The organism is Stappia sp. (assembly GCF_040110915.1).
In the GTDB taxonomy this organism is placed as follows: domain Bacteria; phylum Pseudomonadota; class Alphaproteobacteria; order Rhizobiales; family Stappiaceae; genus Stappia.
This window is the reverse complement of record NZ_CP157793.1, coordinates 3,369,062-3,395,096: the sequence shown is the minus strand read 5'-3', so window position 1 is coordinate 3,395,096 and position 26,035 is coordinate 3,369,062. Positions and strand designations below refer to the sequence as shown.

The following is a 26,035-nucleotide window of genomic DNA, read 5'->3' as shown; positions in this document are numbered from 1 at the left end:
CTTCCGGGCGCCGATCAAGCAAAAAGGCGGGCGCGCGTCACGGCGTGGGGCGGTCGGGGTCGTCCGCAGGGGCCAGCGGCGAGATGGCGTAGTCCTGGGCAAAGGTCTGCGCCCGCTTGCGCGCCGCCTCGTCGAGATTGGCGATGATCCCGTCGAGCTGCAGGTCGGAGATGCCGGCGGCGCGTGCCGCCAGATGCCAGCCGGCGGCCTTTTCGGCATCCGCCTCGCGGCCGCGCCCGAAGGCGTAGACGCGCGCGAGCCGGTTCATGGCGACCGGGTTGCCCGAGGTCGCGGCGCGTTCGAACCAGTCGGCGGCATCCGCCTCGTCGGCCGCCACGCCGCGCCCGTTGAAGCGCAGGATGGCATAGCGCACCTGCGCCCCGATATGACCCTGGCGGGCGGCGCGGCCCATCCAGAAGGCGGCGCGGCGCTCGTCGCGGATATGCGCCGGACCGTCGAGATAGAACTGGGCGAGCTCGAAGCGGGCGTCCATGTCGCCGAGCTCGGCGGCCTGTTCCAGCAAGTCGCGCGCCCGGTTGGGGTCAAAGGGGCGGCCCTCGCCGGTGCGATAGAGCCCGGCGAGATTGAACAGCGCCTCGGGAATGCCGGCCTCGGAGGCGCGTTCGAACATGTCGCCGGCCCGCGCCTTGTCCTGTTCGACGCCGATGCCGCTCAGGAGCAGCAGCCCGTAGCGAAGGGCGGCGCGCGGATCGCCGTTGCCGGCCGCGATGGAGTACCAGCTCGCCGCGCGCTCCGCGTCCAGCGGCACACCGCGCCCGGTTTCGTAGAGCACGCCGACCAGCGTCTGGGCAGCGGTGTCGCCTTCCTCCGCGCGCGGTGTCGCGAGCGCCAGCGCGGTCAGATACCAGCCGCGCTGAAAGGCGCCATAGGCATAGTCGATGGTTTCGCCCTCGACCTCGAGCGGCAGCGGCGGGCGCTCGTTGAGCGGCGTCGGCAGGGAGCCGTCGGCGGTCGGGGTCGCGGGGGCGCCCGCGCCCATATCCGGAATGTCGGGAACCGCGATCTCCGGGGCGGCCGCGTCCGTCTCGCTCGCCGCCTCCGTCCGGTCCGCCTCGTCCGCGGTCTGCGCGGCGGCTGTCGGAAGCGCCGCAAGCGCGCCCGCAAGGGCGAGGGCGATCAGGCGTGCGGTCGATCCGGGGCGGGCGGGCCGGCGCGTCATGCGTCCTCCGTGTCCGCCAGATCGAAGCGGGCGAGGATCTCGTTGGCGGCCGCGACCGCCGCCTGCGGGCCTTGCGGGTGCGCCCAGACGGCCTCGCGCACGGCGACGAAATCGGCGCCGGTCGCGGCACAGGTCTCGATCCCGGCGAAGTCGGCGCCGGACAGAGCCACGCAGGGCGTTTCGAAGACCTCCGTCCACCAGCCCGCGAGCTTCAGCGTCTTGTCATGGGGCTCGGGGTCGGCGCTGCGCTCCAGCAGCCCGAAGAACACGTAGTCGACGCCGAGTTCCGCCACCGTCATCGCGTCGTGGCGGCCGCGCAGGTCGCCGACGCCGACGATGCCGTCGGGGCGAAAGGTCTTGAGCGCGCGTTCCAGATCCTCGGTGCCGCTGTCGACATGCACGCCGTCGGCGCGCGCGCGGCCCGCGACGCGGGTGTCGTTGTGCAGCAGCACGGCGGCGCCGGCGGCCTGGCCGAGCGGCACCAGCCGTTCGGCGAGCGCCTGATAGGCGGCCTCGCCCCGGCCGTCGTCGGCGATGAGCAGACAGGCGACGTCGCCGCCGGAAAGGGCAGCCTCGACATCGCGCACGAGCCGGTCGGCCTCGGGCTCGGGCGGCGTGATCAGATAAAGACGCGGATGCACGGCGAAAGCGGTCCCGGGTTCGGCGGTGGTGAATGCAAGGATCGCCGGCCGGAACTGGCCCGGCCGGCGATCCTCAGGGATGCGGGGCGATCACGGCAAAAGAGGGGCGATGCGCCCCTCTCGCGTGGTCTCGGGTGCGTGCCCGCGCGGGTCCCCTTGACGGGATCCCGGCGCGGGCCGGGGCTTGCGTGCCCTCGGGCGGTTTCCGCTCAGGCGGTTTCCAGATCCTTCGACCATGCGCCCTTGGCGGCGAGGCCGTTCATCTTCGCCCGGTGCAGGAAGGCGGCCTGCGCGGCCGGGACATTGTCCGTGGCGCCGCCCCAGGCCTTCAGCGCGGCCTGCTGCAGGGCGCGGCCGTAGGAGAAGGTCAGCTTCCACGGATGATCGCCGGCGGCGTTCATCAGGTGCAGGTGCTCGGTGGCGAGTTCGTCCGACTGGCCGCCCGACAGGAAGGCGATGCCCGGCACGGCGGCCGGCACGGTCGACTTCAGGCAGCGCAGGGTCAGCTCGGCGACTTCCTCCGGCGCGGCCTGGATGTCGGCGTTCTTGCCCGGCACGACCATGTTCGGCTTGAGGATCATGCCCTCCAGCAGCACGTCCATCTGGAACAGCTCGGAGAAGACGGTGTTCAGCGTCCACTCGGTCACTTCGTAGCAGGTCTCGATGTCGTGGCTGGAGGCCGGGCCGTCCATCAGGACTTCCGGCTCGACGATCGGCACGATGCCGGCTTCCTGGCACAGCGCGGCGTAGCGGGCGAGCGCATGGGCGTTGGCCTGGATGCAGGTGGAGGAGGGCAGGCCGTCGTCCTCGTTGATGTCGATGACCGCGCGCCACTTGGCGAAGCGCGCGCCGAGCGCATAATACTCGGCGAGGCGCTCGCGCAGGCCGTCGAGGCCCTCGGTCACGGTCTCGCCCGGGAAGCCGGCGAGCGCCTTGGCGCCCTTGTCGACCTTGATGCCCGGCACCGCGCCGGCGGCCTTGATCAGATCGACGAGCGGCGTTCCGTCGGCGGCGTTCTGGCGCAGCGTCTCGTCGAACAGGATGACGCCGGAGATGTAGTCGGTCATCGCCTCGTCGCTGCGGAACAGCATCTCGCGATAGTCGCGGCGATTGTCCTCGGTGTTGTCCACGCCGATCTGGTCGAAGCGCTTCTTGATGGTGCCGGTGCTTTCGTCGGCCGCCAGAATGCCCTGTCCGGTGGCCACCATGGCCGCCGCAATGTCCTCGAGACGCTCGCTCATGGCTCGTCCTTTTCCTTCTCGTCGCAAGTGCCGCCCGTGTCGGCGGCTTTCATACCAGACCCGGCGCGCTTTTGAAGATGCCGCGCGCGGGGATCGCCGAAAGTGTTAGCGCGCAAGGGCCGCGACGCCGGGAAGCGTCTTGCCCTCAAGCCATTCCAGGAACGCCCCGCCCGCCGTCGAGACATAGGAGAAGTCGTCGGCGACACCGGCGTGATTGAGGGCGGCGACCGTGTCGCCGCCGCCGGCCACCGTCACCAGCGGACCGTTCTTGGTGCGCGCCGCCGCATAGCGGGCGGCCGTCACCGTGGCGGCGTCGAAGGGCTCGATCTCGAAGGCGCCGAGCGGGCCGTTCCACACCAGCGTGGCGGCCGCGTCGATCCTGGCCTTGACGGCGGCGACCGTCTGCGGTCCGACGTCGAGGATCATGGCGGTGTCGGGGATCGCGTCGACGGCGACCGTCTCGCTCGCCGCGCCCGCCTTGAACTCGCGCGCCACGACCGCGTCGAGCGGCAGCACGATCTCGCAGCCGGCGTCTTGCGCCGCCGCGCGGATGGCCCGCGCGGTGTCGGCGAGGTCATGCTCGCACAGCGACTTGCCGACGTGCCGGCCCTCGGCGGCGAGGAAGGTGTTGGCCATGCCGCCGCCGATCACCAGGATGTCGACCTTCTTCACCAGGTTGGAGAGCAGGTCGATCTTGGAGGAGACCTTGGCGCCGCCGACCACCGCCATCACCGGGCGTTGCGGCGTCGTCAGCGCCTTTTCCAGCGCCTCGAGTTCCGCCTGCATGGTGCGTCCGGCGCAGGCCGGAAGACGGCGCGCCAAGCCCTCGGTCGAGGCATGCGCGCGATGGGCGGCGGAGAAGGCGTCGTTGACGTAGATGTCGCCGTTTGCGGCGAGCGCATCGGCGAAGGCGTCGTCGTTCGCTTCCTCGCCGGCATGAAAGCGGGTGTTTTCCAGAAGCAGCATGTCGCCGTCGCCGAGCGCGTCGACGGCGGTCTTCGCCACCTCGCCAATGCAATCGGCGGCGAAGGCGACCGGCTTGCCGAGCCGCTCGGTCAGCGCGGCGGCGACCGGCGCCAGGCTCATCTCGAGCACCGGCTTGCCTTTCGGCCGGCCGAAATGGGCGAGCAGCACGCCGCGTCCGCCCTTGTCGGCGATCTCGCGCAAGGTGGGCAGGATGCGGTCGATGCGCGTCGTGTCGGTCACGCGGTTGCCGTCCATCGGCACGTTGAGATCGACGCGCAGGAGCACGCGCCTGCCCGCGAGCGTGGGGAAATCGTCGAGAGTCTTGAAGGACATGTCAGGCAAATTCCGATGCTGAATCACGATCCCGCGCGCCGCCGGCGCGCGCGGATGCGGGATGGCAAAGGGGCGACGCTTTCACGCCGCCCCGAGGCCGTCAGATCTTGGCGGCGAGCGCCACCGCGGTGTCGGACATGCGGTTGGAGAAGCCCCACTCGTTGTCGTACCAGGTGAGAATGCGCACCAGCGTGCCGTCCATCACCTTGGTCTGGTCCATGTGGAACACGGACGAGTGGCTGTCGTGGTTGAAGTCGCAGGACACCAGCTTGTCGTCGGTGAAGCCCAGAACGCCCTTGAGCCTGCCGTTGGCGGCCGCGCGGATCGCCTCGTTGACTTCCTCGACGCTGGTCGCGCGCTTGGCCACGAACTTGAGGTCGACGACCGAGACGTTCGGGGTCGGCACGCGGATCGCGACGCCGTCGAGCTTGCCGTTGAGCTCCGGCAGCACGAGGCCGACCGCCTTGGCCGCGCCGGTCGACGTCGGGATCATCGACAGCGCCGCGGCGCGGGCGCGGTAGAGATCCTTGTGCATCGTGTCGAGCGTCGGCTGGTCGCCGGTGTAGGAGTGGATCGTGGTCATGAAGCCGGTCTCGATGCCGATGGCTTCGTTGAGCACGGAGGCGACCGGCGCCAGGCAGTTGGTGGTGCAGGACGCGTTGGAGACGACCAGATCCTCGCCCGTCAGCGCGTCGTGGTTCACGCCGTAGACGATGGTCTTGTCGGCGCCAGAGGCCGGCGCGGAGACGAGCACGCGCTTGGAACCGTTCTCCAGATGGGCGGCGGCCTTGTCGCGGTCGGCGAAGATGCCGGTGCATTCCATCGCGACGTCGACGCCGAGCTCGCCCCAGGGCAGCTCCTTGGGATCGCGGATCGCTGTGACCTTGATCGGGCCGCGACCGACGTCGATCGTGTCGCCGTCGACGGTCACCGTGGCCGGGAAGCGGCCATGCACGGAATCGTAACGCAGCAGATGCGCGTTGGTCTCGACCGGACCGAGATCGTTGATGGCCACGACCTCGATGTCGGTGCGCCCCGACTCGATGATGGCGCGCAGCACGTTGCGCCCGATGCGGCCGAATCCGTTGATGGCAACCTTAACCGTCATGCTTCGTCTCCCGTGTGGCGGCCCTGTGGCGGCGGGCCGCGGATCAAGCGATGGCCCCGCCGCGGGATGCGACGGGGATCAGGCGATGCGTCAGCTCTCGAGGCGCGCGCTCACGGCGGCGACGATGGCGTCCGCCGTGATGCCGAAATGCTCGTAGAGCGCCTTGTAGGGGGCGCTGGCGCCGAAGCCGGACATGCCGATGAAGATGCCGTCGCGGCCGATGATGCGGTCCCAGCCCTGACGCACGCCGGCCTCGACGGCGACCTTCACGCCGTCCGCGCCGATGATGGCGTCCTGATAGTCCTGTGACTGGCGCTCGAAGCGCTCCAGGCACGGCACGGAGACGACGCGCGTCGGCACGCCCTTCTCCTGCAGCGCCTCGCGCGCGGCGAGCGCGATCTCGACCTCCGAGCCGGAGGCGAAGAGCGTGGCCGCCGCCGCGCCGTCGGTGTCGGCCTCGGCGATCACATAGGCACCGCGCGCGCACAGATTGTCCTCCTCGAAGGAGGTGCGCACCGGGGTGAGGTTCTGCCGGGTCAGCGCCAGCACGCTCGGTGCTGTCTCGCTTTCCAGCGCCAGCTGCCAGCACTCCAGCGTCTCGGTCACGTCGGCCGGACGGTAGAAGTCGAGGTTGGGGATGGCGCGCAGCGCGGCATAGTGCTCGACCGGCTGGTGGGTGGGACCGTCCTCGCCCAGGCCGATGCTGTCGTGCGTCATCACGTGGATGACGCGCTGGCCCATCAGCGCGGCGAGGCGCATGGCCGGGCGGGCATAGTCGGAGAAGACCAGGAACGTGCCGGAATAGGGGATGACGCCGCCGTGCAGCGCCATGCCGTTCATCGCGGCGGCCATGCCGTGCTCGCGGATGCCCCAGTGCACGTAGCGCCCGGTGAAGTCGTCCGGCGTGATGGCGGCCGTTTCGCTCGTGCGGGTGTTGTTGGAGCCGGTGAGATCGGCGGAGCCGCCGATGGTTTCCGGCACGGCTTTGGTGATCGTGCCCAGCACGTATTCCGAGGCCTTGCGGGTCGCCATGGTCGGCTTGTCGGCGGCGATCTGCTTTTTCAGCGCCGACATCGCGTCGGCGAAGCCCGACGGCAGGTCGCCGCGCAGGCGGCGTTCGAACTCGCCGCGCGTGTCGGCATCGACGGCCGCGAGACGGGCTTCCCAGTCCTTGCGGGCCTGCCCGCAGCGCAAGCCCGCGATCCGCCAGGCGTCGAGCACGTCGCTCGGCACCTCGAAGGGCTCATGCGCCCAGCCGAGCGCCTTGCGCGTCGCGGCGAGTTCCTCGGCACCGAGCGGGGCGCCATGCACCTTCTCGGAGCCGGCCTTGTTGGGCGCGCCGAAGCCGATGGTGGTCTTGGCCGCGATCAGCGTCGGGCGGTCGCTTTCGCGCGCCGCCTTGAGTGCCGAGGCGATCGCCGCCGGATCGTGTCCGTCGATGGCGACCGTTTCCCAGCCGCTCGCCTCGAAGCGCTCGAGCTGGTTGGTGGAATCGGTGAGCGAGACCTTGCCGTCGATGGAGATGCCGTTGTCGTCCCAGATCACGATCAGGCGCGACAGCTTGAGATGGCCGGCGAGCGAGATCGCCTCCTGGCTGATGCCCTCCATCAGGCAGCCGTCGCCGGCCAGCACATAGGTGTGGTGGTCGGTGAGTTCCGCGCCGAAGGTCTCGCGCAGGTGGCGCTCGGCCATCGCCATGCCGACCGCATTGGCCAGACCCTGACCGAGCGGGCCGGTCGTCGTCTCGATGCCGGCGCCGTGGCCATATTCGGGGTGCCCGGCCGTCAGCGCGCCGAGCTGGCGGAAGTTCTTGAGCTGGTCGAGGGTGAAGTCCTCGGAGCCGAGCAGGTACTGCACCGCGTAGAGCAGCATCGAGCCGTGGCCGGCCGACAGCACGAAGCGGTCGCGGTCGGGCCAGTGCGGCGTCTTGACGTCGTGGCGCATCACCTGGGTGAAGAGCACCGTGGCGATGTCGGCCGCGCCCATCGGCAGGCCGGGATGGCCGGACTTCGCCGTCTCGACCGCGTCGGCGGCGAGGAAGCGGATGGCGTTGGCCATCTGGTTGTGCTTGTCGAGGTCGATCATCGGTCGGGTTCCGTCCTGTCCCAGTCGGAGGCCGCTGGCGCGGGCTTAATCGGGCATCGCGGCGTCCGGGCCGGTCGCCGTCGGGTGAGGGCGCGCCGCTTGGGAGACGGGCGCGCGGTCGTGTCAATGGTCGCCCGGCTCATGCCCCGGGCGAGGCGGCCCGACAAATATCAGGAACCTTCCGGGAGTCAACAAAGGCCGGCCTGCCGTTCGATCCGCCCGGCGGCGGGCGTCGCGCGGTGGCGAAACGGGGAGGGTGTCGCCCGTCTCGCCACACGTCTGGCCACACGTCTGGCCACACGTCTGGCCACACGTCTGGCCACCCGTCTGGCCGGCCCGCGCGCGGCCCGTCTCGCCAGCCCGCGCGCGGGATGATATAGCGGTCCGCTGGACGGGCGGCGCGCCGACGCGCGCGCCGGGAAACGGGCCGGAAAACGGGCCGGATAACGAGAAGGACGGAACGAGCGGCATGAACGGGCCGGACGACAGCAGGGCGGCGACGGGCGAGACGGCGATTTCGGCCGCGCTCGCGCGCCTCACGCGGGCCGTCGACCGGCTGGAGGCGGCCGTGGACCGGCGGCACGACGCCGACCGTTCGGTCTCGGGGCTGGAGGCGCAATTGCAGCGGTTGGGCGACGACCGGTCCGAGCTCGCGGCAATGCTCGACACCGCGGAGGCGCGCGCGGCCCGGCTGGAGGATGCCAACCGCGAGGTGTCGCGGCGGCTCGTCTCGGCGATGGAATCGATCCGCTCCGTCCTGGAAGAACACGGCGGGTGAGAGACGACATGGCGCAGATCATCGTCACCATCAACGGGCGCAGCTTCCGCATGGCCTGCGACGACGGCGAGGAGGAGCGGCTGACCGCGCTGGCGCGCCGCTTCGACGGGGCCATCGACACGCTGCGCGGCAGCTTCGGCGAGATCGGCGACCTGCGTCTCACGGTGATGGCCGGCATCATGGTGACGGACGAACTGGTGGAATGCGAGCGCCGGCTGAAGGCGCTCGAGGCGGAGGTGGCGGACCTGCGCGAGGCGCGCGCCGCCGCGCTGGAGCGCAACCGGCGCACCGAGACCGAGATCGCCACCGGCATCGCCGGCGCGGCGGAAAAGATCGAGGCGCTGACCGAGCGTCTGATGCATCCGGCGGGCGAGCGCGACGCCTGATCGACGTGCGAAAACCGCCCGCGCGGGGTCTGCCCGTCAAGCCGCTGTTGACGCCGCTCTTGTGTTTCCCCGCGCGCAAGCCCTATATGCGCAATTGGCGTGGCTGCGCGGTTCGTCAGGAGACATTTCCCCGGGGCCTTACGCATCCCATGGGAGCTGTTCCTGCCCTTGCCCGTGGGCTTGGGCACACGGCGCCCACCTACTTAGTAGGTCTCCCGGGATTGCGACCTCCAACGGCCGAGGCGGCCACGTCAAATCTTCCCGCGCCGCCTGTCCTGCGGGCGGCCGGTGGCCGTTGTGCCGCGACCGCACGCTTTTTCAGGCCCGTTTTTTAAGGAAAGGCGACGCGTGACGCCTCCTTCGACCATTCCCCCGAGCGATGCGCGCCCGCTTGCCGAGGTGAAGGCCGCCGTGCGCGCCGAGGCGCTGGGGCGCCGGGCGCAGCTCACGCCGGCGACGCGGATCGAGGGCGGGCTGGCGCTCGTCGATCATCTCGATGATCTTGGCCTTGCGCCCGGGTGCACTGTCGCCGGCTTCTGGCCGATCCGTGACGAGATCGATCCGCGTCCGCTCATGGACGGGCTGCGCGCGCGCGGCCACGCGCTGGCGCTGCCGGCGATGGTGGCCGACGATCTCGTCTTCCGCCGGCTCACCCGCGAGACGCGTCTCGTCAAGGCCGGCTTCGGCACCGTCGAGCCGCCGGCCGAGGCCGAGGCGCTGGTGCCGGACGCGTTGCTGGTGCCGCTTGCCGCCTTCGATGCGCGCGGCGGGCGGCTCGGCTACGGGCGGGGCTTTTACGACCGGGCGATCGCCGCGATCACGCGGGTGTGCGGTGCCGCGCCGCGCACGGTGGGCCTTGCCTTTTCCGTGCAGCAGGTCGCGCATGTCCCGGAGGAGGCGCACGACCGGCGCCTCGACGCCATCCTGACCGAAACCGGCTTCGTCGCGCTGACGGGGCGGACCACCCCCAAGGAGTGAGCATGCGGCTTCTGTTTCTCGGAGACCTCGTCGGCCGCAGCGGCCGCGAGGCGGTGATCGACCAGCTGCCCGCCCTCGTCGAGGATCACGCGCTCGACTTCGTGATCGTCAACGGCGAGAACGCGGCCGGCGGCTTCGGCATCACCGAGGAGATCCTGCAGAACGTGCTCGATGCCGGCGCCGACGTCGTCACCACCGGCAACCACGTGTGGGACCAGCGCGACACGCTGGTCTACATCGAACGCCAGGACCGCCTGCTGCGGCCGATCAACTTCCCCCCCGGCGCGCCGGGGCGCGGCGCCAACATCTTCACCGCCCGAAACGGCGCGCGCGTGCTCGTCGCCAATGCCATGGGCCGGGTGTTCATGGACAGTCTCGACGATCCCTTCACCGCCATCGACACGCTGCTGGAGACGACGCCGCTCGGGCGGGTGGTCGACGCCATCGTCATCGACATGCACGCCGAGGCGACCAGCGAGAAGCAGGCGATGGCGCATTTCGCCGACGGTCGCGCCACGCTGGTCGTCGGCACGCACACCCATGTGCCCACCGCCGACCACCAGATCCTGCCGGGCGGGACCGCCTATATGAGCGACGCGGGCATGTGCGGCGACTATGATTCGGTGCTCGGCATGGAGAAGGACGAGCCGATCTCGCGCTTCCTGCGCAAGATCCCGTCGGGCCGCTTTTCCCCGGCCAACGGCGAGGCCAGCATCAGCGGGGTCGCGGTGGAGATCGACGACGCCACCGGGCTCGCCCGCGAGATCGCCCCCTTGCGCATCGGCGGCCGGCTCAGCCCGGCGTTTCCGCCGGCCTGGCGCAGGTAAGGTCCGTCAGGCCTTCGGTCGGGTCCGCGTCGATGCGGCGTTCTGGATTTTTTTCCCCGCGCGGCCTATAACGCGGCGATCCGATCCCGGCGGGGAGCGGCCGGGCGCCGGGGTGGCCGGGGCAATCGCTCCATTGGCACGCCGCAAGCCCGTGTCAGACACTGTGTGCCGGACACTGTGTGCCGGACACCGTGTGCCAGACACTGTGTGTCAGACACCGTGCAAGGCACCGCTCCCGTCCGAGATCCCGCCCGGTTCAGGACGGCTGCGGTCCGCAGGGCCGAAAGGTCCGCGCCGGCGGCGACAGACCCACGCGACGAACCGGGTCCACGCGACGAAGCAGGACCACGCGACGAACCAGGACAGGACATGGCCGGACATTCGCAATTCAAGAACATCATGCACCGCAAGGGGCGTCAGGACGCCGCCCGGTCCAAGATGTTCTCCAAGCTCTCCAAGGAAATCACGGTCGCCGCGAAGATGGGCGGCCCGGATATCGCCTCCAATCCGCGCCTGCGTCTGGCGGTCCAGAACGCCAAGGCGCAGTCGATGCCCAAGGACAACATCCAGCGGGCGATCAACAAGTCGCAGGCCGGCGACGCCGACAATTACGAGGAAATCCGCTACGAGGGCTACGGCCCGGCCGGTGTCGCGGTGATCGTCGAGGCGCTCACCGACAACAAGAACCGCTCGGCGTCCAACGTGCGCTCCTACTTCTCCAAGTGCGGCGGATCGATGGGCGAGACGGGCTCGGTCGCCTTCATGTTCGACCGGGTCGGCGAGATCGTCTATCCCGCGTCCGCCGGCAGCGCCGACGCCATGCTCGAGGCGGCCATCGAGGCCGGCGCCGACGACGTGCAGTCCGACGAGACGAGCCATGTCGTCACCTGCGCCTTCGAGGATCTGGGCGACGTCTCCAAGGCGCTCGAGGAAAGCCTCGGCGAGGCCGAGACGGTCAAGACGATCTGGAAGCCGCAGACGCTGACCCCGGTCGACGCGGAGAAGGCGCAGACCATCTTCAAGCTGATCGCCATGCTCGAGGACGACGACGACGTGCAAAACGTCTACGCCAACTTCGACATCGACGAGGAAACGATGGCAAGCCTGACGGCCGCCTGATCCCGTTTCGGCGGTCTCTTTCAAGCTCTCGCGGCCGGCGTTTCGCCGGCCGTTTTGCGTTGCGGCGGGGGAACGCCCCCGCGTCTTCGCCTTTGGTCGCAACGCGCCGAAGTATTCCTCTGCGGAATATGAAACCTTTTGGCGAGAAAAGATTCGCATATCGCAAATCCGGCTGTGCGATATTTGCTCCAGAACCGGCTTTTAATGCGGTTTTTTCTTCCTTTTGTCCGATAAGTATATCTCCTGATCAAGTATTGCTTCTCTTTCATCTTTTCATTTAACGCATTTGAAAGCCGCCGGCGCGACCGTCTGGCGATCGGGAAGATGAACGAGACGCCGACACGGCTGCGGGGATTGCAATGACAGATATCGATGCGCTTGCCACACGGCGCGCCTTCTACGAACTGGACGATGCGGCGCTGGCGCTCCTGCGCGAGGCAAAGCCGTTTCTCCTGCGGGTGATGCCGGGCATCCTCGACGCGTTCTATCGCCATGTCGGGCGGTTCGAGGAAACCACCGTCTTCTTCGGAAGCGCGGACCACATGGCCCATGCCAAGCAGATGCAGCTCCAGCATTGGGACACGATTTCCGACGGCCGCTTCGACGCGGCATATTTTGCGTCGGTGACCCGGATCGGCGAGGCGCACAACGCGCTCGGGCTGGAGCCGATGTGGTACATCGGCGGCTACAGCTACCTGGTCGCCCGATTGATGGCCGCGATCCGCGCCGAGTACGCGGGCGGCGTTTTCTCGCGCGGGTCCGGGGTCCGGATCGATGCGCTGCAAAAGGCGGTTCAGGCCGCCGCCATGCTCGACCTCGATCTGGCGACCTCCGTCTACATCGACGCCGGCCGCCGCGACCGGCTGGAGACGCGGACCCGGATCGCCGCCGGGTTCGAGGAGACCGTGGCGACCATCGTGGGCACCTGCGTCGAGGCGGCCGCGGCGCTCGACGACACCGCCGTCGAACTTGGAAGCGTCTCGCGCGAGACGGTCGGGCGCTCCGAGACCACGCATGCGGCCTCCGTCGACGCCTCGCAGAACGTTCAGGCCGTTGCCTCGGCGGCGGAGGAACTGAGCGCCAGCATTCAGGAAATCGCCCGGCAGGTCAGCGAGGCCTCCAGGATCTCCGGGCTCGCCGTGGCGAACGCCGGCACGTCGACCGAGAAGATCGGGTCGCTGACCAGCGCCTCGCAGAGGATCGGGGACATCGTGAAGCTGATTTCCGACATCGCGGAGCAGACCAACCTGCTGGCGCTCAACGCAACAATAGAGGCGGCGCGCGCCGGCGAGGCCGGCAGGGGGTTTGCGGTCGTCGCGGCCGAGGTGAAGGGGCTTGCCGAGCAGACGGCGAAGGCGACGGCCGAGATCGCCGCGCAGATCGGCGAGATCCAGACGGCGACGTCGGAGTCGGCCGAGGCGATCGGACTGGTCGCGTCGACGATCCAGAACATGAACGACATCTCCACGGCGATTGCGGCGGCGGTGGAGGAACAGGGGGCCGCGACGGGCGAGATCTCGCGCAACATCTCCCGTGCCTCGGAAGGCACCGGGCAGGTCGCCACGGCGTCGCTCGACATCACGCGGGCGGCCGAACGCAGCGGCGCGGCGGCCACGACCGTCGGCGACCGGTCCGCCCTGCTCAAGAGCCATATCGCAGACCTCGACACGCGGGTCCGCGAGTTCGTCGAGACCGTGCGGGCCGCCTGAGCGGCGGCGCCGTGCCTGTCGTTCCCTTGCCGGCGCCTCGGTGCGGCGCCGGCGGCGATCCGCGGGAGAGTGTCGCCGCGCTTCGCAAGACTTTCCAATGGGGGACGGCCTTCCGGCGGGAGAAATCTTTTATCTCCCGTGTATACTTACGCCTTCTCCATATAAGAAGTATTCATTTGGTTGTCCGGGTTGGTAAAGCGGAGGTAAATTCAATCTCATGCAATCATATACGCCGTGTACATTATTTTGTCTCACTTTTTATCGATTTTCACTGATTTATAGTGGAATCTAACCTGCGCTGTTAACCTTCTCGCAACCCACGCCATCGATCCTCCTGCCGTCGGGGAATTCACGTATTATTCGCGGTCTGACCGAGGGATACCGATGGGTAAGAGCAATAAGATTGCGGAGCGCTGTGCGTTTTACGGTGTCGAGGGGGATACGCTTTCGTGTCTGCGAAAGGCGAAACCCCTTCTGATGCGGGTCATGCCCGCCATTCTGGACGACTTCTACCGGCACATCGCCCGCTTTCCGGAGACGAAGGCGTTCTTCACGTCGCCCGGGCACATGACCCATGCCCGGGACATGCAGCTCAGGCATTGGGACATTATTTCGGACGGTCGCTTCGACGAGGCCTATGTCGCCTCCGTCACCAAGGTCGGCGAGGCGCACAACAGGCTCGGCCTCGAGCCGCGCTGGTACATCGGCGGCTACAACTATCTGGTCGCCGGCCTGATGTCCGCGATCCGGGCCGAGTGCGACGGCGGGCTGTTGCGGCGCGGGCGCGGCGGGCGCATGGACGCGATGCAGCGGGCCGTGCTGGCGGCGGCGATGCTGGACATGGATCTGGCGATTTCGGTCTATATCGAGGCGGGCCGGCGTGATCGCCGCGAGACGCTGGAGCGGCTGGCCGGCGAGTTCGAGCAGGCGGTGAGCACCATCGTCGGCACCTGCGTGGAGGCCGCCCATGCGCTCGATGTCGCGTCCGGCGACCTGACGACGGTCGCGGGCGAGACCACCGGTCAGGCGCGGCAGGTGCAGAGTGTTTCGCTCGACGCCTCGCAGAACGTTCAGGCCGTCGCCTCGGCGGCGGAGGAACTGAGCGCCAGCATTCAGGAAATCGCCCGGCAGGTGAGCGAAGCCACCAGGATCTCCGATCTTGCGGTGGAAAACGCCGGCAGGTCGACCGAGAAGATCGGCTCGCTGACCAGCGCCTCGCAGAAGATCGGCGACATCGTGAGGCTGATCTCGGATATCGCCGAGCAGACCAATCTGCTGGCGCTCAATGCCACCATCGAGGCGGCGCGCGCCGGCGAGGCCGGCCGGGGCTTTGCCGTCGTCGCGGCCGAGGTGAAGGAACTGGCGACCCAGACGGCGAAGGCGACGGCGGAGATCGCCGCCCAGATCGGCGAGATCCAGACGGCGACGTCGGAGTCGGCGGAGGCGATCGACTCCGTGTCCACGACCATCCGGAGCATGAACGACATTTCCACGGCGATCGCGGCGGCGGTGGAGGAACAGGGGGCCGCGACGGGCGAGATCTCGCGCAACATCGCCCTGGCGTCGGAGGGCACCGGGCGGGTGACCGACGTGGCTGACGGCATCACCGGCGCCACCGAGCGCAGCAAGGCGGCGGCGGAAACCGTGCGCACCCAGTCGAGCGCGCTGAAGGGCCACATCGGCGACCTCAGCGCCCGCATGCGCGATCTCGTCGAGACCGTGCGCGCCGCCTGAGCCGGCGACTTGCGGGCACATGTTCCGCGAACACCGGGCCGGCGGGATCCGTCGCCGCCCGGTGCGTCTTTGTCGCCTCTTCTGTCCGGCGCCCGCGATCAGGACCCGCGCAGCAGCGGATCGAGCAGCGGCAGGCTGGAGAGCGCCGACAGCAGGATCACGACATAGGCGATGGGGCGGTAGACCTCCGGCCGGGACCGGCCGAAGCCGCGCGCGCCGAGGAACACGGCCGCCGCATAGATCGGGGCGAGGGCGATGACGAGCGCGACGACGCCCAGCGTATAGAAGCCGTTGTAGACGAAGGCCGTGAAGGCCGCGAGGCTGACGATGGCGAAGAAGGCGATCAGATTGGCGCGGATCACCATCGGCGGTTGCGGCCCGGCGGCCCAGAAGACGGCGACCGGCGGGGCGGAGACCTGCGACACGCCGGAGAGGAAGCCGGCCGTCGCGCCCACCGCGACGGAGACAAGCCGGCCCGGCGCCTTGCGATAGCGCCAACCGAGAATCAGCACGGTGACGGCAACCAGCACGATGGCCGACAACGCCCATCTCAGCGCCAATGTGTCGGCGCTCGCCAGGATCGCCGCGCCGACCGGCACCAGCGCCATCGCCGCCAGGCTTGCCGGCAGCACCGTCGACCAGTCGCAGCGGCGCACCGCGCCGGCCAGCAGCGGCAGCGTCACCAGCGTGTCGAGCAGCAGGAACCCGGCGGCGGCCGAGGCCGGATCGATCACCGTCGCGGCCGCCGGCATGAAGATCATCGCCGCGCCGAAGCCGGAAAAGCCGCGCACCACGCCGGCGAGCAGGATCGCGGTCGCGAGGACGGCAAGTCCCCCGGCATCGGGCAGGCGGGCGATCATGTCGGCAAGCACGGCGGGCGGCATCTCCTGAATGTAGGCCGGAGAGATGTTGTCGCATGTTTTGGCGCGCCGGTCGCCTCGCCGATTTTCCTGATGGTGTCGGGAGAGGGTGCGCAAGCGGCCGTCGGCAACTGTCGTCTGGTCACGGGGCGCGAATGGCGTTACCGATTTGTTCCATGACAGCGTCGATTCGCATCCTCGGGGTCGACCCCGGCCTGCGCCGCACCGGATGGGGCCTCATCACGGTGACAGGCAACCGCATGAGCTTCGTCGCGAGCGGCACGGTGACCTCCGACAACCGGCGCGATCTGGCCGAGCGCCTGCGCCAGCTGCACGACGGGTTGCAGGCGGTGCTCGTGGACTACGCTCCCGACGAGGCGGCGGTCGAGCACACCTTCGTGAACAAGGACGCGGGCGCGACGCTGAAGCTCGGTCAGGCGCGCGGGGTGGCGCTGCTCGTGCCGGCGCTCAACGCGGTGCCGGTCGCCGAATACGCGCCGAACCTCGTCAAGAAGACCGTGGTCGGGACCGGGCACGCGGAAAAGGATCAGATCCGGATGATGATCAAGGTGCTGATGCCAAAGGCCACTTTCAATTCCGACGACGCGGCCGACGCGCTGGCGATTGCCGTGTGTCACGCCCAGCATCGCAGGTCGGCGGAGGTCGCGGCCCGCATCGCGGAGAAACTCGCTCCATGATCGGCAAGCTCAAGGGCCGCGTGGAGGAGATCGGCGAGGACAGCGTCATCCTCGACGTCGGCGGCGTCGGTTATCTCGTCTATTGCCCCTCGCGGGTGCTGCAGGGGCTTCCCGGGCGCGGCGAGGCGGCGGAGCTGCACATCGAGACGATGGTGCGCGAGGACATGATCCGGCTCTACGGCTTCACATCGCGGGCCGAGAAGACCTGGTTCCAGCTGCTGATGACCGTGCAGGGCGTGGGCGCCAAGGTGGCGCTCGCGGCGCTTGGGGTGCTGTCGGCGAGCGAGATCGCCAATGCCATCGCGCTGGGCGACGCGGCGACGATCACCCGCGCGCCGGGCATCGGCAAGCGGGTCGCCGAGCGCATCGTGTCGGAACTCAAGAGCAAGGCGCCGTCCTATGCCAGCGTCGACGCGGGCACGCTCGCGGTCGCGGAGACGGCCGCCGCCGCAGCACCCTCCGCCGTGGGCGACGCGGTCTCCGCGCTGGTCAATCTCGGCTACGCCCAGCCGCAGGCGAGCGCGGCCGTGGCGGCGGCCGTCAAGTCGGCCGGTGAGGGGGCGGACACCGCCACGCTCATCCGTCTCGGGCTGAAGGAGTTGTCGGCATGAGCGATCCCGAGGGCCGGATCGTCTCGCCCGAGACGCGCGGCGACGAGATCGACACCACCATGCGCCCGCAGGCGCTCGACGAGTTCGTCGGCCAGGCGCAGGCGCGGGCCAATCTCAAGGTCTTCATCGGCGCGGCCAAGGCGCGCGGCGAGGCGCTCGATCACGTGCTCTTCGTCGGCCCGCCGGGCCTTGGCAAGACCACGCTGGCGCAGATCATGGCGCGCGAGCTCGGCGTGAATTTCCGCGCAACCTCCGGTCCCGTCATCGCCAAGGCCGGCGATCTCGCGGCACTTCTGACCAATCTCGAGGAACGCGACGTGCTGTTCATCGACGAGATCCACCGGCTCAATCCGGCGGTGGAGGAAGTGCTCTATCCGGCGATGGAGGATTTTCAGCTCGATCTCATCATCGGCGAGGGGCCTGCGGCGCGCTCGGTCAAGATCGATCTGGCGAAATTCACGCTGGTCGCCGCCACCACGCGGCTCGGGCTGCTGACGACGCCCTTGCGCGACCGCTTCGGCATTCCGGTGCGGCTGCAGTTCTACACCGACGCGGAGCTGGAACTGATCGTGCGCCGGGGGGCGAAGATCCTCGGCATCGGCATGGCGGACGACGGCGCGCGCGAGATCGCGCGGCGCGCGCGCGGCACGCCGCGCATCGCCGGCCGCCTGCTGCGCCGGGTGCGGGATTTCGCCGTCGTGGCCGGTCAGGACCGGGTGGACGCGAAGATCGCCGACACCGCGCTTACCCAGCTCGAGGTGGACAGCGCCGGGCTCGACCAGCTCGACCGGCGCTATCTCAACCAGATCGCGCTCAAGTTCGGCGGCGGGCCGGTCGGCATCGAGACGATTGCCGCCGCCCTGTCGGAGCCGCGCGACGCGATCGAGGAGATCGTCGAGCCCTATCTGATCCAGCAGGGCTACATCCAGCGCACGCCGCGCGGGCGCATCCTCACGCCGCAGGCGTTCCGGCATCTGGGCCTTGCCGCGCCGAACGGCCCCGGCGGGGCGCAACCGGGACTGTTCTCCGATGACGGCGAGGGATGAGGGCGCGCGCGGCTGGCCGGATCTCGCCGGGCGGCTGACCGGCGAGGGCCATGTGCTGGCCGTGCGCGTCTACTATGAGGACACGGATTTCACCGGCGTCGTCTATCACGCGGCCTATCTGAAGTTCATCGAGCGCGGACGCTCAGACTTCCTGCGCCTGTGCGGCATTCATCACGCGCGCCTTGCGGACGGGGCGCACGGGGAGGCGCTGGCCTTCGCCGTGCGCCACATGGAGATCGACTTCCACGCCCCGGCGCGCATCGACGACCTGCTCGAGGTGACGACGCGGCTGGACACCGCGCGCGGCGCCCGGCTCGTGCTCGTCCAGGAGGTGCGGCGGGGCGACGACGTGCTGTTTTCGGCGCGGGTGACCGTTGCGGTGATTTCCGCGCAAGGGCGGCCGCGCCGGCTGCCGGCGGATCTCGCCGCGCGGCTCGCGCCCGGCGGGCGCGAGGGCGCCTGACGCGCCCGAGCTAGGCCCGGCGGCTTCTTTTCCTCTCGAGCCGGGCCCGGCGGCTCCTTCTCCTCTCGAGCCGGGCCCGTCGGCTCTCTTGCCCGAGCCGGGCCCGTCGGCTCCTGACGTCTTAACGCGGCAGTAACCTTAACCCGCGCCTAATGCGGCGCGGGAGTGCGCGCGCCGTCAGTCCCAGTTTCGCCAGAATTGATCGCCATTGAGGCACACGACTTCCACACACGCGCGATCGCTCCGGGCGGAGGGCAGCCGGCAGGGTGCCTGCCGCCGTCGACGATTTCGGGCAAGAGGTCCAGGCATAGGTGACACCCGTGGATATTGCACAAACGACGTTGGCCGCGCCGCACGCGGACATGTCCTTCTTCGCGCTGTTCCTGCAGGCGCATCTTGTCGTCAAGGTCGTGATGATCGGCCTGGTGCTCGCTTCGGTCTGGTGCTGGGCGATCATCGTCGACAAGTGGCTGCTCTACGCGCGCACGCGCCGGCAGATGAGCCGGTTCGAGACCGTGTTCTGGTCGGGCCAGTCGCTGGAAGAACTCTACCGCACCCTGTCGGGGCGGGCGAACAACTCCATGGCGGCGCTCTTCGTCGCGGCGATGCGCGAGTGGAAACGCAGCCATGAGGGCGCGCGCCCCGCGGTCGCCAGTCTGCGCCAGCGCATCGACCGGGTGATGGACGTCACCATCGCGCGGGAGGCGGAGCGGCTGGAGGCGCGGCTGATGGTGCTCGCCACGGTGGGCTCGGCGGCACCCTTCATCGGCCTGTTCGGCACGGTGTGGGGCATCATGACGAGTTTCCAGGCGATTGCCGCGTCGAAGAACACCAATCTCGCGGTCGTCGCGCCCGGCATCGCCGAGGCGCTGCTGGCGACCGCGCTCGGCCTTGCCGCCGCCATTCCCGCCGTGATCGCCTACAACAAGCTGTCGGCGGACGCGGGCAAGCTGGCCGCGCGCATGGAAGGCTTCGCCGACGAGTTCTCCGCGATCCTGTCGCGCCAGATCGACGAGAGGAGCTGAGCCCATGGCCATGCAGATGGGCACGGCCGGCGACGACGCGGGCACGGGCCGCCGCCGGCGGCGCCGGCGCCACCAGCCGATGAGCGAGATCAACGTCACGCCCTTCGTGGACGTGATGCTGGTGCTCTTGATCATCTTCATGGTGGCCGCGCCGCTCTTGACCGTCGGCGTGCCGCTGGAACTGCCCGAAACCCAGGCGAAGCCGATGGAAGGCACCAACGAGCCGATCACCATCTCGATCGACGCCGAGGGACGGATCTTCATGCAGGAAACCGAGGTCTCGGCCGAGGAACTGATCCCCACGCTCTCCGCGATCGCGGAGAACGGCTACGAGGAACGCATCTTCGTGCGCGGCGACCGCAGCGCCGACTACGGCACGATCATGCGCGTGATGGGGCGGATCAATGCCGCCGGCTACACGCGCCTCGGTCTCGTCACGCTCGAAGAGCAAGAATAGGCGCGGGAGCGGCCGTCACCTCATGCGCATCGGGCTCATCGCATCGACCGCCGGCCATCTGGCCGTGCTGCTTTGGGGAGTGGTCTCCTTCCCCGATGCGCGTCCGTTCGACGTGCCGCCGGTCGACAGCCTGCCGGTGGAACTCGTGCCCGTCTCCGACATAACCAAGCTGCGCATCGGGGAAAAGGACGCCGAGGTGCGCGAGATCGAGGCGACCCGCCCGGTCGAAACGCCGGAACCGGAGACCCCCACCGAAACCCCGCCGGCCGAGACACCCGCGGACCGGCCGACGCCGGCCGAACCCGCTCCGACGCCGGCACCGACAGCCGCACCGGCTCCCGCGCCGGCCCCCGAACCCGAGCCGGAGCCGGCCCCGCCGGCGCCCGAGCCCGAGCCGGTGGAAGCCGAACCCGCGCCGGAGCCCGAACCCGCGCCGGAACCGGAGCCGGAGGTGGCCGAGGCGCCGCCGCCGCTGCCCGCCTCCGCGCGGCCGCGCACCAAGCCGACGCCGCCGCCCGAGCGCGAACGTCCGCGCGACGACTTCAATCCGAACGAGATCGCGGCGCTGCTCAACAAGGTGCAACCCGCCGGCGGCGGCGCGTCGTCGGCCTCCGACCAGCCCGCTTCGCTCGGCAGCCGCGAAGGCCTGAGCGGGGTGACCATGACGCAGTCGGAGCTCGACGCGCTGCGCGGCCAGATCTCGCGCTGCTGGAACCCGCCCGCCGGCGCCGCCGGGGCGCGCGATCTCGTGGTGCGGATCAAGGTCACGCTGACCCCGTCCGGGGCGGTCGACCGTCGTCCGGAGATCATGAACTCGAGTTCAAATCCCTCCTTCAACATCGCGGCCGAAAGCGCCCGGCGCGCCGTTCTGCGCTGCGCGCCCTATTCCCTTCCGGCCGCCAAATACGACGCGTGGAAAGAGGTCATCATCAACTTCGACCCGCGCGAACTCCTGGGGGGATGAGCAGAATGACGGCCGCATCGAACAGGAAGCCTGCAATGATGGAACCGCGAATGATGACGTCAGCGACGACACACACCGCATGGGCCACATCGGCCGGCTCGGGCGCGAGGCTCGCGCGCGTCCTGGCCTTCGCCCTCGCCGCGATGGCCGCCATCGCGATCCTGCTCGTCGCGCCGCCCGCGCGCGCGCAGGTCGAGATCGACATCACCCAGGGCAACATCGAACCGCTGCCCATCGCGATCCCCGTGTTCGAGGGCGTGGGCGGCGAGGCGGAGATGGCGGCCAACATCACCGAGGTGATCACGGCCAACCTGAGCCGCTCCGGCCTGTTCCGCCCGCTCGATCCCGAAAGCTTCATCGAGAAGGACGTCAGCACCAACCGGGCGCCGCAATTCGCCTCCTGGCGCCCGATCGGCGCGCAGGCGCTGGTGATCGGCGCGATCTCGCGCCAGGGCGACGGCCGCATCCGCGCCGAGTTTCGCCTGTGGGACGTCTTCGCCGGCCAGCAGATGCTGGGCCAGCAGTTCTTCACCACCGCCGAGAACTGGCGGCGCATGGCGCATATCATTTCCGATGCGATCTACGAGCGGCTGACCGGCGAGAAGGGCTATTTCGACACGCGCATCGTCTTCATCGACGAGACCGGCCCGAAGGACAAGCGCGTGAAGCGTCTGGCGATCATGGATCAGGACGGCGCCAATGTGCGCTATCTCACCAACGGCAACGAGCTTGTGCTCACGCCGCGCTTCTCGCCCTCGCGCCAGGAAATCACCTACATGGCCTATGTGGGCACCGATCCGAGGGTCTATCTGCTCAACATCGAAACGGGCCAGCGCGAGGTGGTCGGCAACTTCCCCGGCATGACCTTCGCGCCGCGCTTCTCGCCGGACGGCCAGCGGGTCGCGATGAGCCTTCAGCAGGGCGGCAACGCCAACATCTTCGTGATGGACCTGCGTTCGCGGCGCACCACCCGGCTGACCAACACGCCGGCGATCGACACCAGCCCGTCCTATGCGCCGGACGGCGGGCGGATCGTGTTCGAATCCGACCGGGGCGGCACGCAGCAGCTCTACGTGATGGACGCCAACGGCGGCAACGCGCAGCGCATCAGCTTCGGGCCCGGACGCTACTCGACGCCGGTCTGGTCGCCGCGCGGCGATCTCATCGCCTTCACCAAGATGCACCAGGGCCGCTTCATGATCGGCGTCATGCGGCCCGACGGATCGGGCGAGCGCATCCTGACCGAGGGCTATCACAACGAGGCCCCGGCCTGGGCGCCCAACGGCCGGGTGCTGGTGTTCTTCCGCGAAACGCCGGGCGCCAACGGCGGACCGCAATTGTGGACGGTGGATCTCACCGGCTACAACGAACGCCGCCTGCCGGTCCCGGCCTTCGCCTCGGACCCGGCGTGGTCGCCCTTGTTGGACTAGGCCGGGCGGGCTAGGCTTGGCGCCGGTCTTTCGTCGCGTGTCACGCGGACGGTAACCCTGTCTTAACCACGTTGCTGAACCGCGTTTTAACCGGTTTCGGTCTAGAACCGTTTACCCTGTCGGGGCCTGGGGATTCAGGAGTAGGAATTCATGATGCAATTCGGGATGCGGGGACGCGGCGTGCGTTTCGCCGCCGTCGTGGCGAGCGCGCTGGTGCTCGCGGCCTGTGCGCAAACCAAGCCGGACGGCCTGACCGGCAATGTCCAGCCGGGGACCGGCCAGGACTTCGTGGTCAATGTGGGCGACCGGGTGTTCTTCTCGAACGACCAGTCGACCCTGTCGTCGCAGGCGATGGCGACGCTCGACAAGCAGGCGCGCTGGCTGCAGAGCTACAGCCGCTACACGGTCACCATCGAGGGCCATGCGGACGAGCGCGGCACGCGCCAGTACAACATCGCGCTGGGCGCCCGGCGCGCCAACGCGGTGCGCGACTATCTGGCCTCCAAGGGGATCGCCGCCAGCCGGCTGAAGACGATCTCCTACGGCAAGGAACGTCCGGTCGCGGTGTGCAACAACGAGTCCTGCTGGTCGCAGAACCGCCGCGCCGTCACCGTGCTGGACAACGCCGGAAGCTGATCCGGCGCTCCCGCGATCTTTGGCCTCGATCTCCGGGGCCGCAGAGCGGGCACATCGTGGCGGATCGTCAACGCCGAAACACCCAACGGTCTTCCCGGCCGGGCGCGCAACGCCCGGCCGTCTTGCGTTGTCGACCCGGTTCGCGTGCCCGTCGCGCAGGGCATCGGCGCGCGGGGACGTCCGGTCAAAATTTGGCCGAACTCCCGGCGCCCTGTGCTAAACGACATCTTGTGCGAAACCCTCGCCTCGGGCGCCCCGCGCGGCGCACCCCGAGTGTTCGGAGCACGTGCTCGATTCAAGAGTTCGGGGCAAGAGCTTGGGGCAAGAGTTGGGGGTAAATGATCGGGGCGGACAATGTTGGGGCGGAGGATCGAATGACAGCTTTGAAATGGTCGCGCGGCGCGGCTCGTCCCGGGCGCCTGGCCGGGATTGCTCTGGCGGCGGCGCTTGTCGGCATGCTCGCCACGACGCCGGCGGCGGCGCAGCTCTTCGGCGGGCGCGACGACAGCCAGGCGAACGTGCGGATCAACCAGGTCGAGGAGCAGATGCGCGTCCTCACCGGGCAGATCGAGGAACTCAACTTCCAGATCCGGCAGTTGCAGGACCAGATCCGGCGCATGCAGGAAGACAATGAATACCGCTTCCAGCAGCTCGAGGGCGGCACCGGAAACCGTTCCGACGCGGGCGGCGGCGGCATGCGCGATCTGGCGGGCACGCTCGACGATACGACCGGCTACGGGCCGGCCGGCGGCGGCACGCTCGGCCAGCTTCCCGCCGATACGGGGTCGGGCGATGCGGACTATGGCAGCGAGGGCGGCTATGTCGCGGGCGGCGGCGCCGGACCGCTCGATCTCTCGGCGCTGGCGCGCGGGACCGGCGGGGGCTTCGCGCCCTCCGGGCCCGACACCGCGCCGCCGGGCGTGTCGAGCGGCGCCCCGCAGGACGACGGCTTCGCCACCGCCAGCGTCGATGCAGGCGGCGGCGACCCGCGCGCGGCCTATGATGCGGCCTACTCCCGGATCCTGTCGGGCGACTATGCGGGCGCGGAGGCCGGCTTTCGCCGATTTCTCGCGGATCATCCCAATGATGCGCTGGCCGCCAACGCGCAGTTCTGGCTGGGCGAAAGCCACTACGCGCGCGGCGATTACCGCGCGGCGGCCGACGCCTTCCTGAAGAGCTACACCGATTATCCCGACAGCGCGAAGGTTACCGACAGCCTGTTGAAGCTCGGCCTGTCGCTGCGCGGCATCGGCCAGACCGACGCGGCCTGCGCGACCTTCTCCGAACTGCTGACCAAATATCCCGGCGCCCCCACGGCCGTCCGCGCCGAGGCCGAGGCGCAGAAGCAGCGCAGTGGCTGCGCCTGATCCGCATTGTCCGACCGAGGCCGCGCCCGTTTCCTCCGACGAGGCGGATCGGCTCTTCGCGCCACTGCGCGGCTTGCACCGGGTCGGGATCGCCGTCTCCGGCGGCGTGGATTCGCTGGCCCTGATGGTGCTGCTCGCCGAATGGCGGACACACCGCCCCGACGCGCCGGATCTCATCGTTTTTACCGTCGATCATGGATTTCGTGCCGAAAGCGACGCGGAAACGCGTCATGTGGCGCAGCTTGCCGCGCGGCTCGGTCTGACCTGCCGGCGCCTGCGCCGCTTAGGCCCGACGCCGGCCGCCAATCTGCAGGCCGCCGCGCGCGCCGCGCGCCAGGCGCTCCTGTGCGACGCCCTGCGCGCCGAGGGCGGCGCGGCGCTGGTGCTGGCGCATCATCTGGACGATCAGGCCGAGACCTTTCTGTTGCGGCTGGCGCGCGGCAGCGGCGTGCAGGGCCTCGGCGCCATGCGCGAGGCCGACCGCTGGGGCGACACGCCGGTGCTGCGGCCCTTGCTCGGGGTTCCCAAGGCGCGCCTGCTCGCCACCTTGCGGGCGCGCGGGATCGGCTGGTGCGAGGATCCCTCGAACGCGGATCGCGCCCATGCGCGGGTGCGCATCCGCGCGCTGATGCCGGCGCTTGCCGAGGAAGGCCTGACCGCGCGCCGCCTGTCGGAGACGGCCGGGCGGCTCGCGCGGGCCGGTCAGGCGCTCGACGACCGCGTCGCGCGGCTGTTGCGCGATCACGCGAGGATGCACCCGGCCGGGCCGGTGCGTGTGTCCGTCGCGGCGCTGGCCGAGGTGCCGGAAGAGATCCTGCTGCGCACGCTCGCCTGCCTGCTGCAGCGGGTGGGCGGGGCCGCGTATCCGCCGCGCATGGAGCGGCTGGAGCGGCTGGTCGAAACGCTCTCCGGCGGCACGCGCGTGCAGGCGACGCTCGCCGGCGCGGTGGTGCGGCGGGCCGACGGGGTCCTTACCCTGTGGCGCGAGGCGGGCCGCGCGGGGATCGCCGCGCTCACCGTCACAGGGCCGGGCGTGTGGATCTGGGACGGGCGGTTCGTGCTGCGCGCGGACGCACCGGTGGCGCTCGATCTGCGCGCCCGGGGCGATCCGCAGGCCAGCGCGCCGGCGGTGCCGGAGGCCGCGCGTGCGCAAGGGTGGCCCGGCGAGGCCTTTGCGACCGCGCCCTGCCTGCAAAGCGGGCGCGGGGGCGATGCGTCCTATTGTCCCGGCCTTGGCGGGGACGGCCCGCCCAACGGGGTCGCGCTGACCCTGCTGGAGCGGTTTCAGCCTGTTGTTGCACCTCCCAATTCGCTCGCGCGGCGGGGAAATAACGAGATTTAAGGAAAATGGGAGCAGATTCGTGCGAATATCGCCGGCAACCTTGGCAGTCCG

At 69.6% G+C, this 26,035-nt stretch carries 25 protein-coding genes and 1 other RNA gene; 19 read left to right on the top strand and 7 right to left on the bottom strand.

Going from position 1 to position 26,035, the window contains the following annotated elements; translation table 11 throughout:
* Nucleotides 1–37: 37 nt before the first annotated feature.
* The 6 genes from ABL312_RS15140 to tkt form a co-directional block, all read right to left on the bottom strand.
* Nucleotides 38–1,180, bottom strand: coding sequence for a tetratricopeptide repeat protein (locus ABL312_RS15140; protein WP_349358237.1), 1,143 nt, complete (start codon nucleotides 1,178–1,180; stop codon nucleotides 38–40).
* Nucleotides 1,177–1,821, bottom strand: a complete 645-nt coding sequence (locus tag ABL312_RS15135; protein WP_349358236.1) for a thiamine phosphate synthase — start codon at nucleotides 1,819–1,821, stop codon at nucleotides 1,177–1,179. Before ABL312_RS15135 ends, ABL312_RS15140 begins: the two co-directional genes overlap by 4 nt.
* A 209-nt stretch (nucleotides 1,822–2,030) precedes the next feature.
* A complete protein-coding gene (locus ABL312_RS15130; protein ID WP_349358235.1) occupies nucleotides 2,031–3,062 on the bottom strand; it encodes a class I fructose-bisphosphate aldolase in 1,032 nt (343 codons plus the stop codon).
* 105 nt (nucleotides 3,063–3,167) lie between these two features.
* Nucleotides 3,168–4,361 carry a phosphoglycerate kinase gene (pgk, locus tag ABL312_RS15125; RefSeq protein ID WP_349358234.1) on the bottom strand — a complete coding sequence of 398 codons (1,194 nt, stop codon included), beginning with the start codon at nucleotides 4,359–4,361 and terminating at the stop codon, nucleotides 3,168–3,170.
* A 100-nt stretch (nucleotides 4,362–4,461) separates the two neighbouring features.
* A complete protein-coding gene (gap, locus tag ABL312_RS15120) occupies nucleotides 4,462–5,469 on the bottom strand; it encodes a type I glyceraldehyde-3-phosphate dehydrogenase (protein WP_349358233.1) in 1,008 nt (335 codons plus the stop codon).
* A gap of 90 nt (nucleotides 5,470–5,559) precedes the next feature.
* Nucleotides 5,560–7,554, bottom strand: coding sequence for a transketolase (gene tkt, locus ABL312_RS15115; protein WP_349358232.1), 1,995 nt, complete (start codon nucleotides 7,552–7,554; stop codon nucleotides 5,560–5,562).
* Between the two features lie 469 nt (nucleotides 7,555–8,023).
* On the opposite strand from tkt, the gene ABL312_RS15110 reads away from it, so the two are divergent.
* The 8 genes from ABL312_RS15110 (at nucleotide 8,024) to ABL312_RS15075 (ending at nucleotide 15,085) form a co-directional block, all read left to right on the top strand.
* Entirely contained in the window at nucleotides 8,024–8,332 is a 309-nt protein-coding gene (locus ABL312_RS15110) for a DUF4164 domain-containing protein (protein WP_349358231.1), read from the top strand.
* A gap of 8 nt (nucleotides 8,333–8,340) precedes the next feature.
* The gene (locus tag ABL312_RS15105) at nucleotides 8,341–8,718 is read left to right on the top strand and encodes a cell division protein ZapA (protein WP_349358230.1); all 378 of its coding nucleotides are present in this window, start codon (nucleotides 8,341–8,343) and stop codon (nucleotides 8,716–8,718) included.
* A gap of 97 nt (nucleotides 8,719–8,815) precedes the next feature.
* Nucleotides 8,816–8,971: non-coding RNA, 6S RNA (gene ssrS / locus ABL312_RS15100), on the top strand.
* A 95-nt stretch (nucleotides 8,972–9,066) separates the two neighbouring features.
* Nucleotides 9,067–9,696, top strand: a complete 630-nt coding sequence (locus tag ABL312_RS15095; RefSeq protein ID WP_349358229.1) for a 5-formyltetrahydrofolate cyclo-ligase — start codon at nucleotides 9,067–9,069, stop codon at nucleotides 9,694–9,696.
* Between the two features lie 2 nt (nucleotides 9,697–9,698).
* A complete protein-coding gene (locus ABL312_RS15090; protein ID WP_349358228.1) occupies nucleotides 9,699–10,523 on the top strand; it encodes a TIGR00282 family metallophosphoesterase in 825 nt (274 codons plus the stop codon).
* A gap of 369 nt (nucleotides 10,524–10,892) precedes the next feature.
* Entirely contained in the window at nucleotides 10,893–11,642 is a 750-nt protein-coding gene (locus ABL312_RS15085) for a YebC/PmpR family DNA-binding transcriptional regulator (RefSeq protein WP_349358227.1), read from the top strand.
* Between the two features lie 359 nt (nucleotides 11,643–12,001).
* Entirely contained in the window at nucleotides 12,002–13,351 is a 1,350-nt protein-coding gene (locus ABL312_RS15080; protein WP_349358226.1) for a globin-coupled sensor protein, read from the top strand.
* A gap of 384 nt (nucleotides 13,352–13,735) precedes the next feature.
* Nucleotides 13,736–15,085, top strand: coding sequence for a globin-coupled sensor protein (locus tag ABL312_RS15075; RefSeq protein ID WP_349358225.1), 1,350 nt, complete (start codon nucleotides 13,736–13,738; stop codon nucleotides 15,083–15,085).
* A gap of 98 nt (nucleotides 15,086–15,183) precedes the next feature.
* Here the strand turns inward: ABL312_RS15075 and ABL312_RS15070 are convergent, their stop codons facing one another.
* Nucleotides 15,184–15,957: a sulfite exporter TauE/SafE family protein gene (locus tag ABL312_RS15070; RefSeq protein ID WP_349358224.1), complete on the bottom strand. Its 774-nt coding sequence runs from the start codon at nucleotides 15,955–15,957 to the stop codon at nucleotides 15,184–15,186.
* Between the two features lie 164 nt (nucleotides 15,958–16,121).
* Here ABL312_RS15070 and ruvC point away from each other — a divergent pair, with 164 nt between their 5' ends.
* The 11 genes from ruvC to tilS all read left to right on the top strand — a co-directional run bounded on the left by ruvC (nucleotide 16,122) and on the right by tilS (nucleotide 25,984).
* The gene (gene ruvC, locus ABL312_RS15065) at nucleotides 16,122–16,643 is read left to right on the top strand and encodes a crossover junction endodeoxyribonuclease RuvC (RefSeq protein ID WP_349358223.1); all 522 of its coding nucleotides are present in this window, start codon (nucleotides 16,122–16,124) and stop codon (nucleotides 16,641–16,643) included.
* Nucleotides 16,640–17,254, top strand: a complete 615-nt coding sequence (ruvA, locus tag ABL312_RS15060; protein ID WP_349358222.1) for a Holliday junction branch migration protein RuvA — start codon at nucleotides 16,640–16,642, stop codon at nucleotides 17,252–17,254. Before ruvC ends, ruvA begins: the two co-directional genes overlap by 4 nt.
* Complete coding sequence (gene ruvB / locus ABL312_RS15055) at nucleotides 17,251–18,300, top strand: Holliday junction branch migration DNA helicase RuvB (RefSeq protein ID WP_349358220.1); 1,050 nt, start codon at nucleotides 17,251–17,253, stop codon at nucleotides 18,298–18,300. The genes ruvA and ruvB overlap by 4 nt, the downstream gene beginning before the upstream one ends.
* Nucleotides 18,284–18,763: a tol-pal system-associated acyl-CoA thioesterase gene (ybgC, locus tag ABL312_RS15050; protein ID WP_349358219.1), complete on the top strand. Its 480-nt coding sequence runs from the start codon at nucleotides 18,284–18,286 to the stop codon at nucleotides 18,761–18,763. Before ruvB ends, ybgC begins: the two co-directional genes overlap by 17 nt.
* A 362-nt stretch (nucleotides 18,764–19,125) precedes the next feature.
* Entirely contained in the window at nucleotides 19,126–19,788 is a 663-nt protein-coding gene (tolQ, locus tag ABL312_RS15045) for a protein TolQ (protein WP_349361424.1), read from the top strand.
* Between the two features lie 4 nt (nucleotides 19,789–19,792).
* Entirely contained in the window at nucleotides 19,793–20,245 is a 453-nt protein-coding gene (tolR, locus tag ABL312_RS15040; RefSeq protein WP_349358218.1) for a protein TolR, read from the top strand.
* A gap of 22 nt (nucleotides 20,246–20,267) precedes the next feature.
* Nucleotides 20,268–21,209 (top strand): cell envelope integrity protein TolA, encoded by a 942-nt coding sequence (locus ABL312_RS15035; RefSeq protein ID WP_349358217.1) that lies wholly within the window; start codon nucleotides 20,268–20,270, stop codon nucleotides 21,207–21,209.
* A 143-nt stretch (nucleotides 21,210–21,352) separates the two neighbouring features.
* Nucleotides 21,353–22,639, top strand: a complete 1,287-nt coding sequence (tolB, locus tag ABL312_RS15030) for a Tol-Pal system beta propeller repeat protein TolB (RefSeq protein WP_349361423.1) — start codon at nucleotides 21,353–21,355, stop codon at nucleotides 22,637–22,639.
* Nucleotides 22,640–22,789: 150 nt separating this feature from the next.
* The gene (gene pal / locus ABL312_RS15025) at nucleotides 22,790–23,275 is read left to right on the top strand and encodes a peptidoglycan-associated lipoprotein Pal (RefSeq protein ID WP_374730136.1); all 486 of its coding nucleotides are present in this window, start codon (nucleotides 22,790–22,792) and stop codon (nucleotides 23,273–23,275) included.
* Between the two features lie 374 nt (nucleotides 23,276–23,649).
* Nucleotides 23,650–24,642: a tol-pal system protein YbgF gene (gene ybgF, locus ABL312_RS15020; RefSeq protein ID WP_349358216.1), complete on the top strand. Its 993-nt coding sequence runs from the start codon at nucleotides 23,650–23,652 to the stop codon at nucleotides 24,640–24,642.
* Nucleotides 24,629–25,984 (top strand): tRNA lysidine(34) synthetase TilS, encoded by a 1,356-nt coding sequence (gene tilS, locus ABL312_RS15015; RefSeq protein ID WP_349358215.1) that lies wholly within the window; start codon nucleotides 24,629–24,631, stop codon nucleotides 25,982–25,984. Before ybgF ends, tilS begins: the two co-directional genes overlap by 14 nt.
* Nucleotides 25,985–26,035: the final 51 nt, after the last annotated feature.

Coding starts and splice junctions, on each gene's coding strand:
- tolB (WP_349361423.1), top strand. CDS start 21,353: ATGGCCGCCATCGCGATCCTGCTCGTCGCGCCGCCCGCGCGCGCGCAG.
- ruvA (WP_349358222.1), top strand. CDS start 16,640: ATGATCGGCAAGCTCAAGGGCCGCGTGGAGGAGATCGGCGAGGACAGC.
- pgk (WP_349358234.1), bottom strand. CDS start 4,361: ATGTCCTTCAAGACTCTCGACGATTTCCCCACGCTCGCGGGCAGGCGC.
- ABL312_RS15105 (WP_349358230.1), top strand. CDS start 8,341: ATGGCGCAGATCATCGTCACCATCAACGGGCGCAGCTTCCGCATGGCC.
- ruvC (WP_349358223.1), top strand. CDS start 16,122: ATGACAGCGTCGATTCGCATCCTCGGGGTCGACCCCGGCCTGCGCCGC.
- ABL312_RS15075 (WP_349358225.1), top strand. CDS start 13,736: ATGGGTAAGAGCAATAAGATTGCGGAGCGCTGTGCGTTTTACGGTGTC.
- ABL312_RS15130 (WP_349358235.1), bottom strand. CDS start 3,062: ATGAGCGAGCGTCTCGAGGACATTGCGGCGGCCATGGTGGCCACCGGA.
- gap (WP_349358233.1), bottom strand. CDS start 5,469: ATGACGGTTAAGGTTGCCATCAACGGATTCGGCCGCATCGGGCGCAAC.
- tolR (WP_349358218.1), top strand. CDS start 19,793: ATGGCCATGCAGATGGGCACGGCCGGCGACGACGCGGGCACGGGCCGC.
- ABL312_RS15085 (WP_349358227.1), top strand. CDS start 10,893: ATGGCCGGACATTCGCAATTCAAGAACATCATGCACCGCAAGGGGCGT.
- ABL312_RS15080 (WP_349358226.1), top strand. CDS start 12,002: ATGACAGATATCGATGCGCTTGCCACACGGCGCGCCTTCTACGAACTG.
- ABL312_RS15090 (WP_349358228.1), top strand. CDS start 9,699: ATGCGGCTTCTGTTTCTCGGAGACCTCGTCGGCCGCAGCGGCCGCGAG.
- pal (WP_374730136.1), top strand. CDS start 22,790: ATGATGCAATTCGGGATGCGGGGACGCGGCGTGCGTTTCGCCGCCGTC.
- ABL312_RS15140 (WP_349358237.1), bottom strand. CDS start 1,180: ATGACGCGCCGGCCCGCCCGCCCCGGATCGACCGCACGCCTGATCGCC.
- tolQ (WP_349361424.1), top strand. CDS start 19,126: ATGTCCTTCTTCGCGCTGTTCCTGCAGGCGCATCTTGTCGTCAAGGTC.
- ybgF (WP_349358216.1), top strand. CDS start 23,650: ATGACAGCTTTGAAATGGTCGCGCGGCGCGGCTCGTCCCGGGCGCCTG.
- ybgC (WP_349358219.1), top strand. CDS start 18,284: ATGACGGCGAGGGATGAGGGCGCGCGCGGCTGGCCGGATCTCGCCGGG.
- ABL312_RS15110 (WP_349358231.1), top strand. CDS start 8,024: ATGAACGGGCCGGACGACAGCAGGGCGGCGACGGGCGAGACGGCGATT.
- tkt (WP_349358232.1), bottom strand. CDS start 7,554: ATGATCGACCTCGACAAGCACAACCAGATGGCCAACGCCATCCGCTTC.
- ABL312_RS15035 (WP_349358217.1), top strand. CDS start 20,268: ATGCGCATCGGGCTCATCGCATCGACCGCCGGCCATCTGGCCGTGCTG.
- ruvB (WP_349358220.1), top strand. CDS start 17,251: ATGAGCGATCCCGAGGGCCGGATCGTCTCGCCCGAGACGCGCGGCGAC.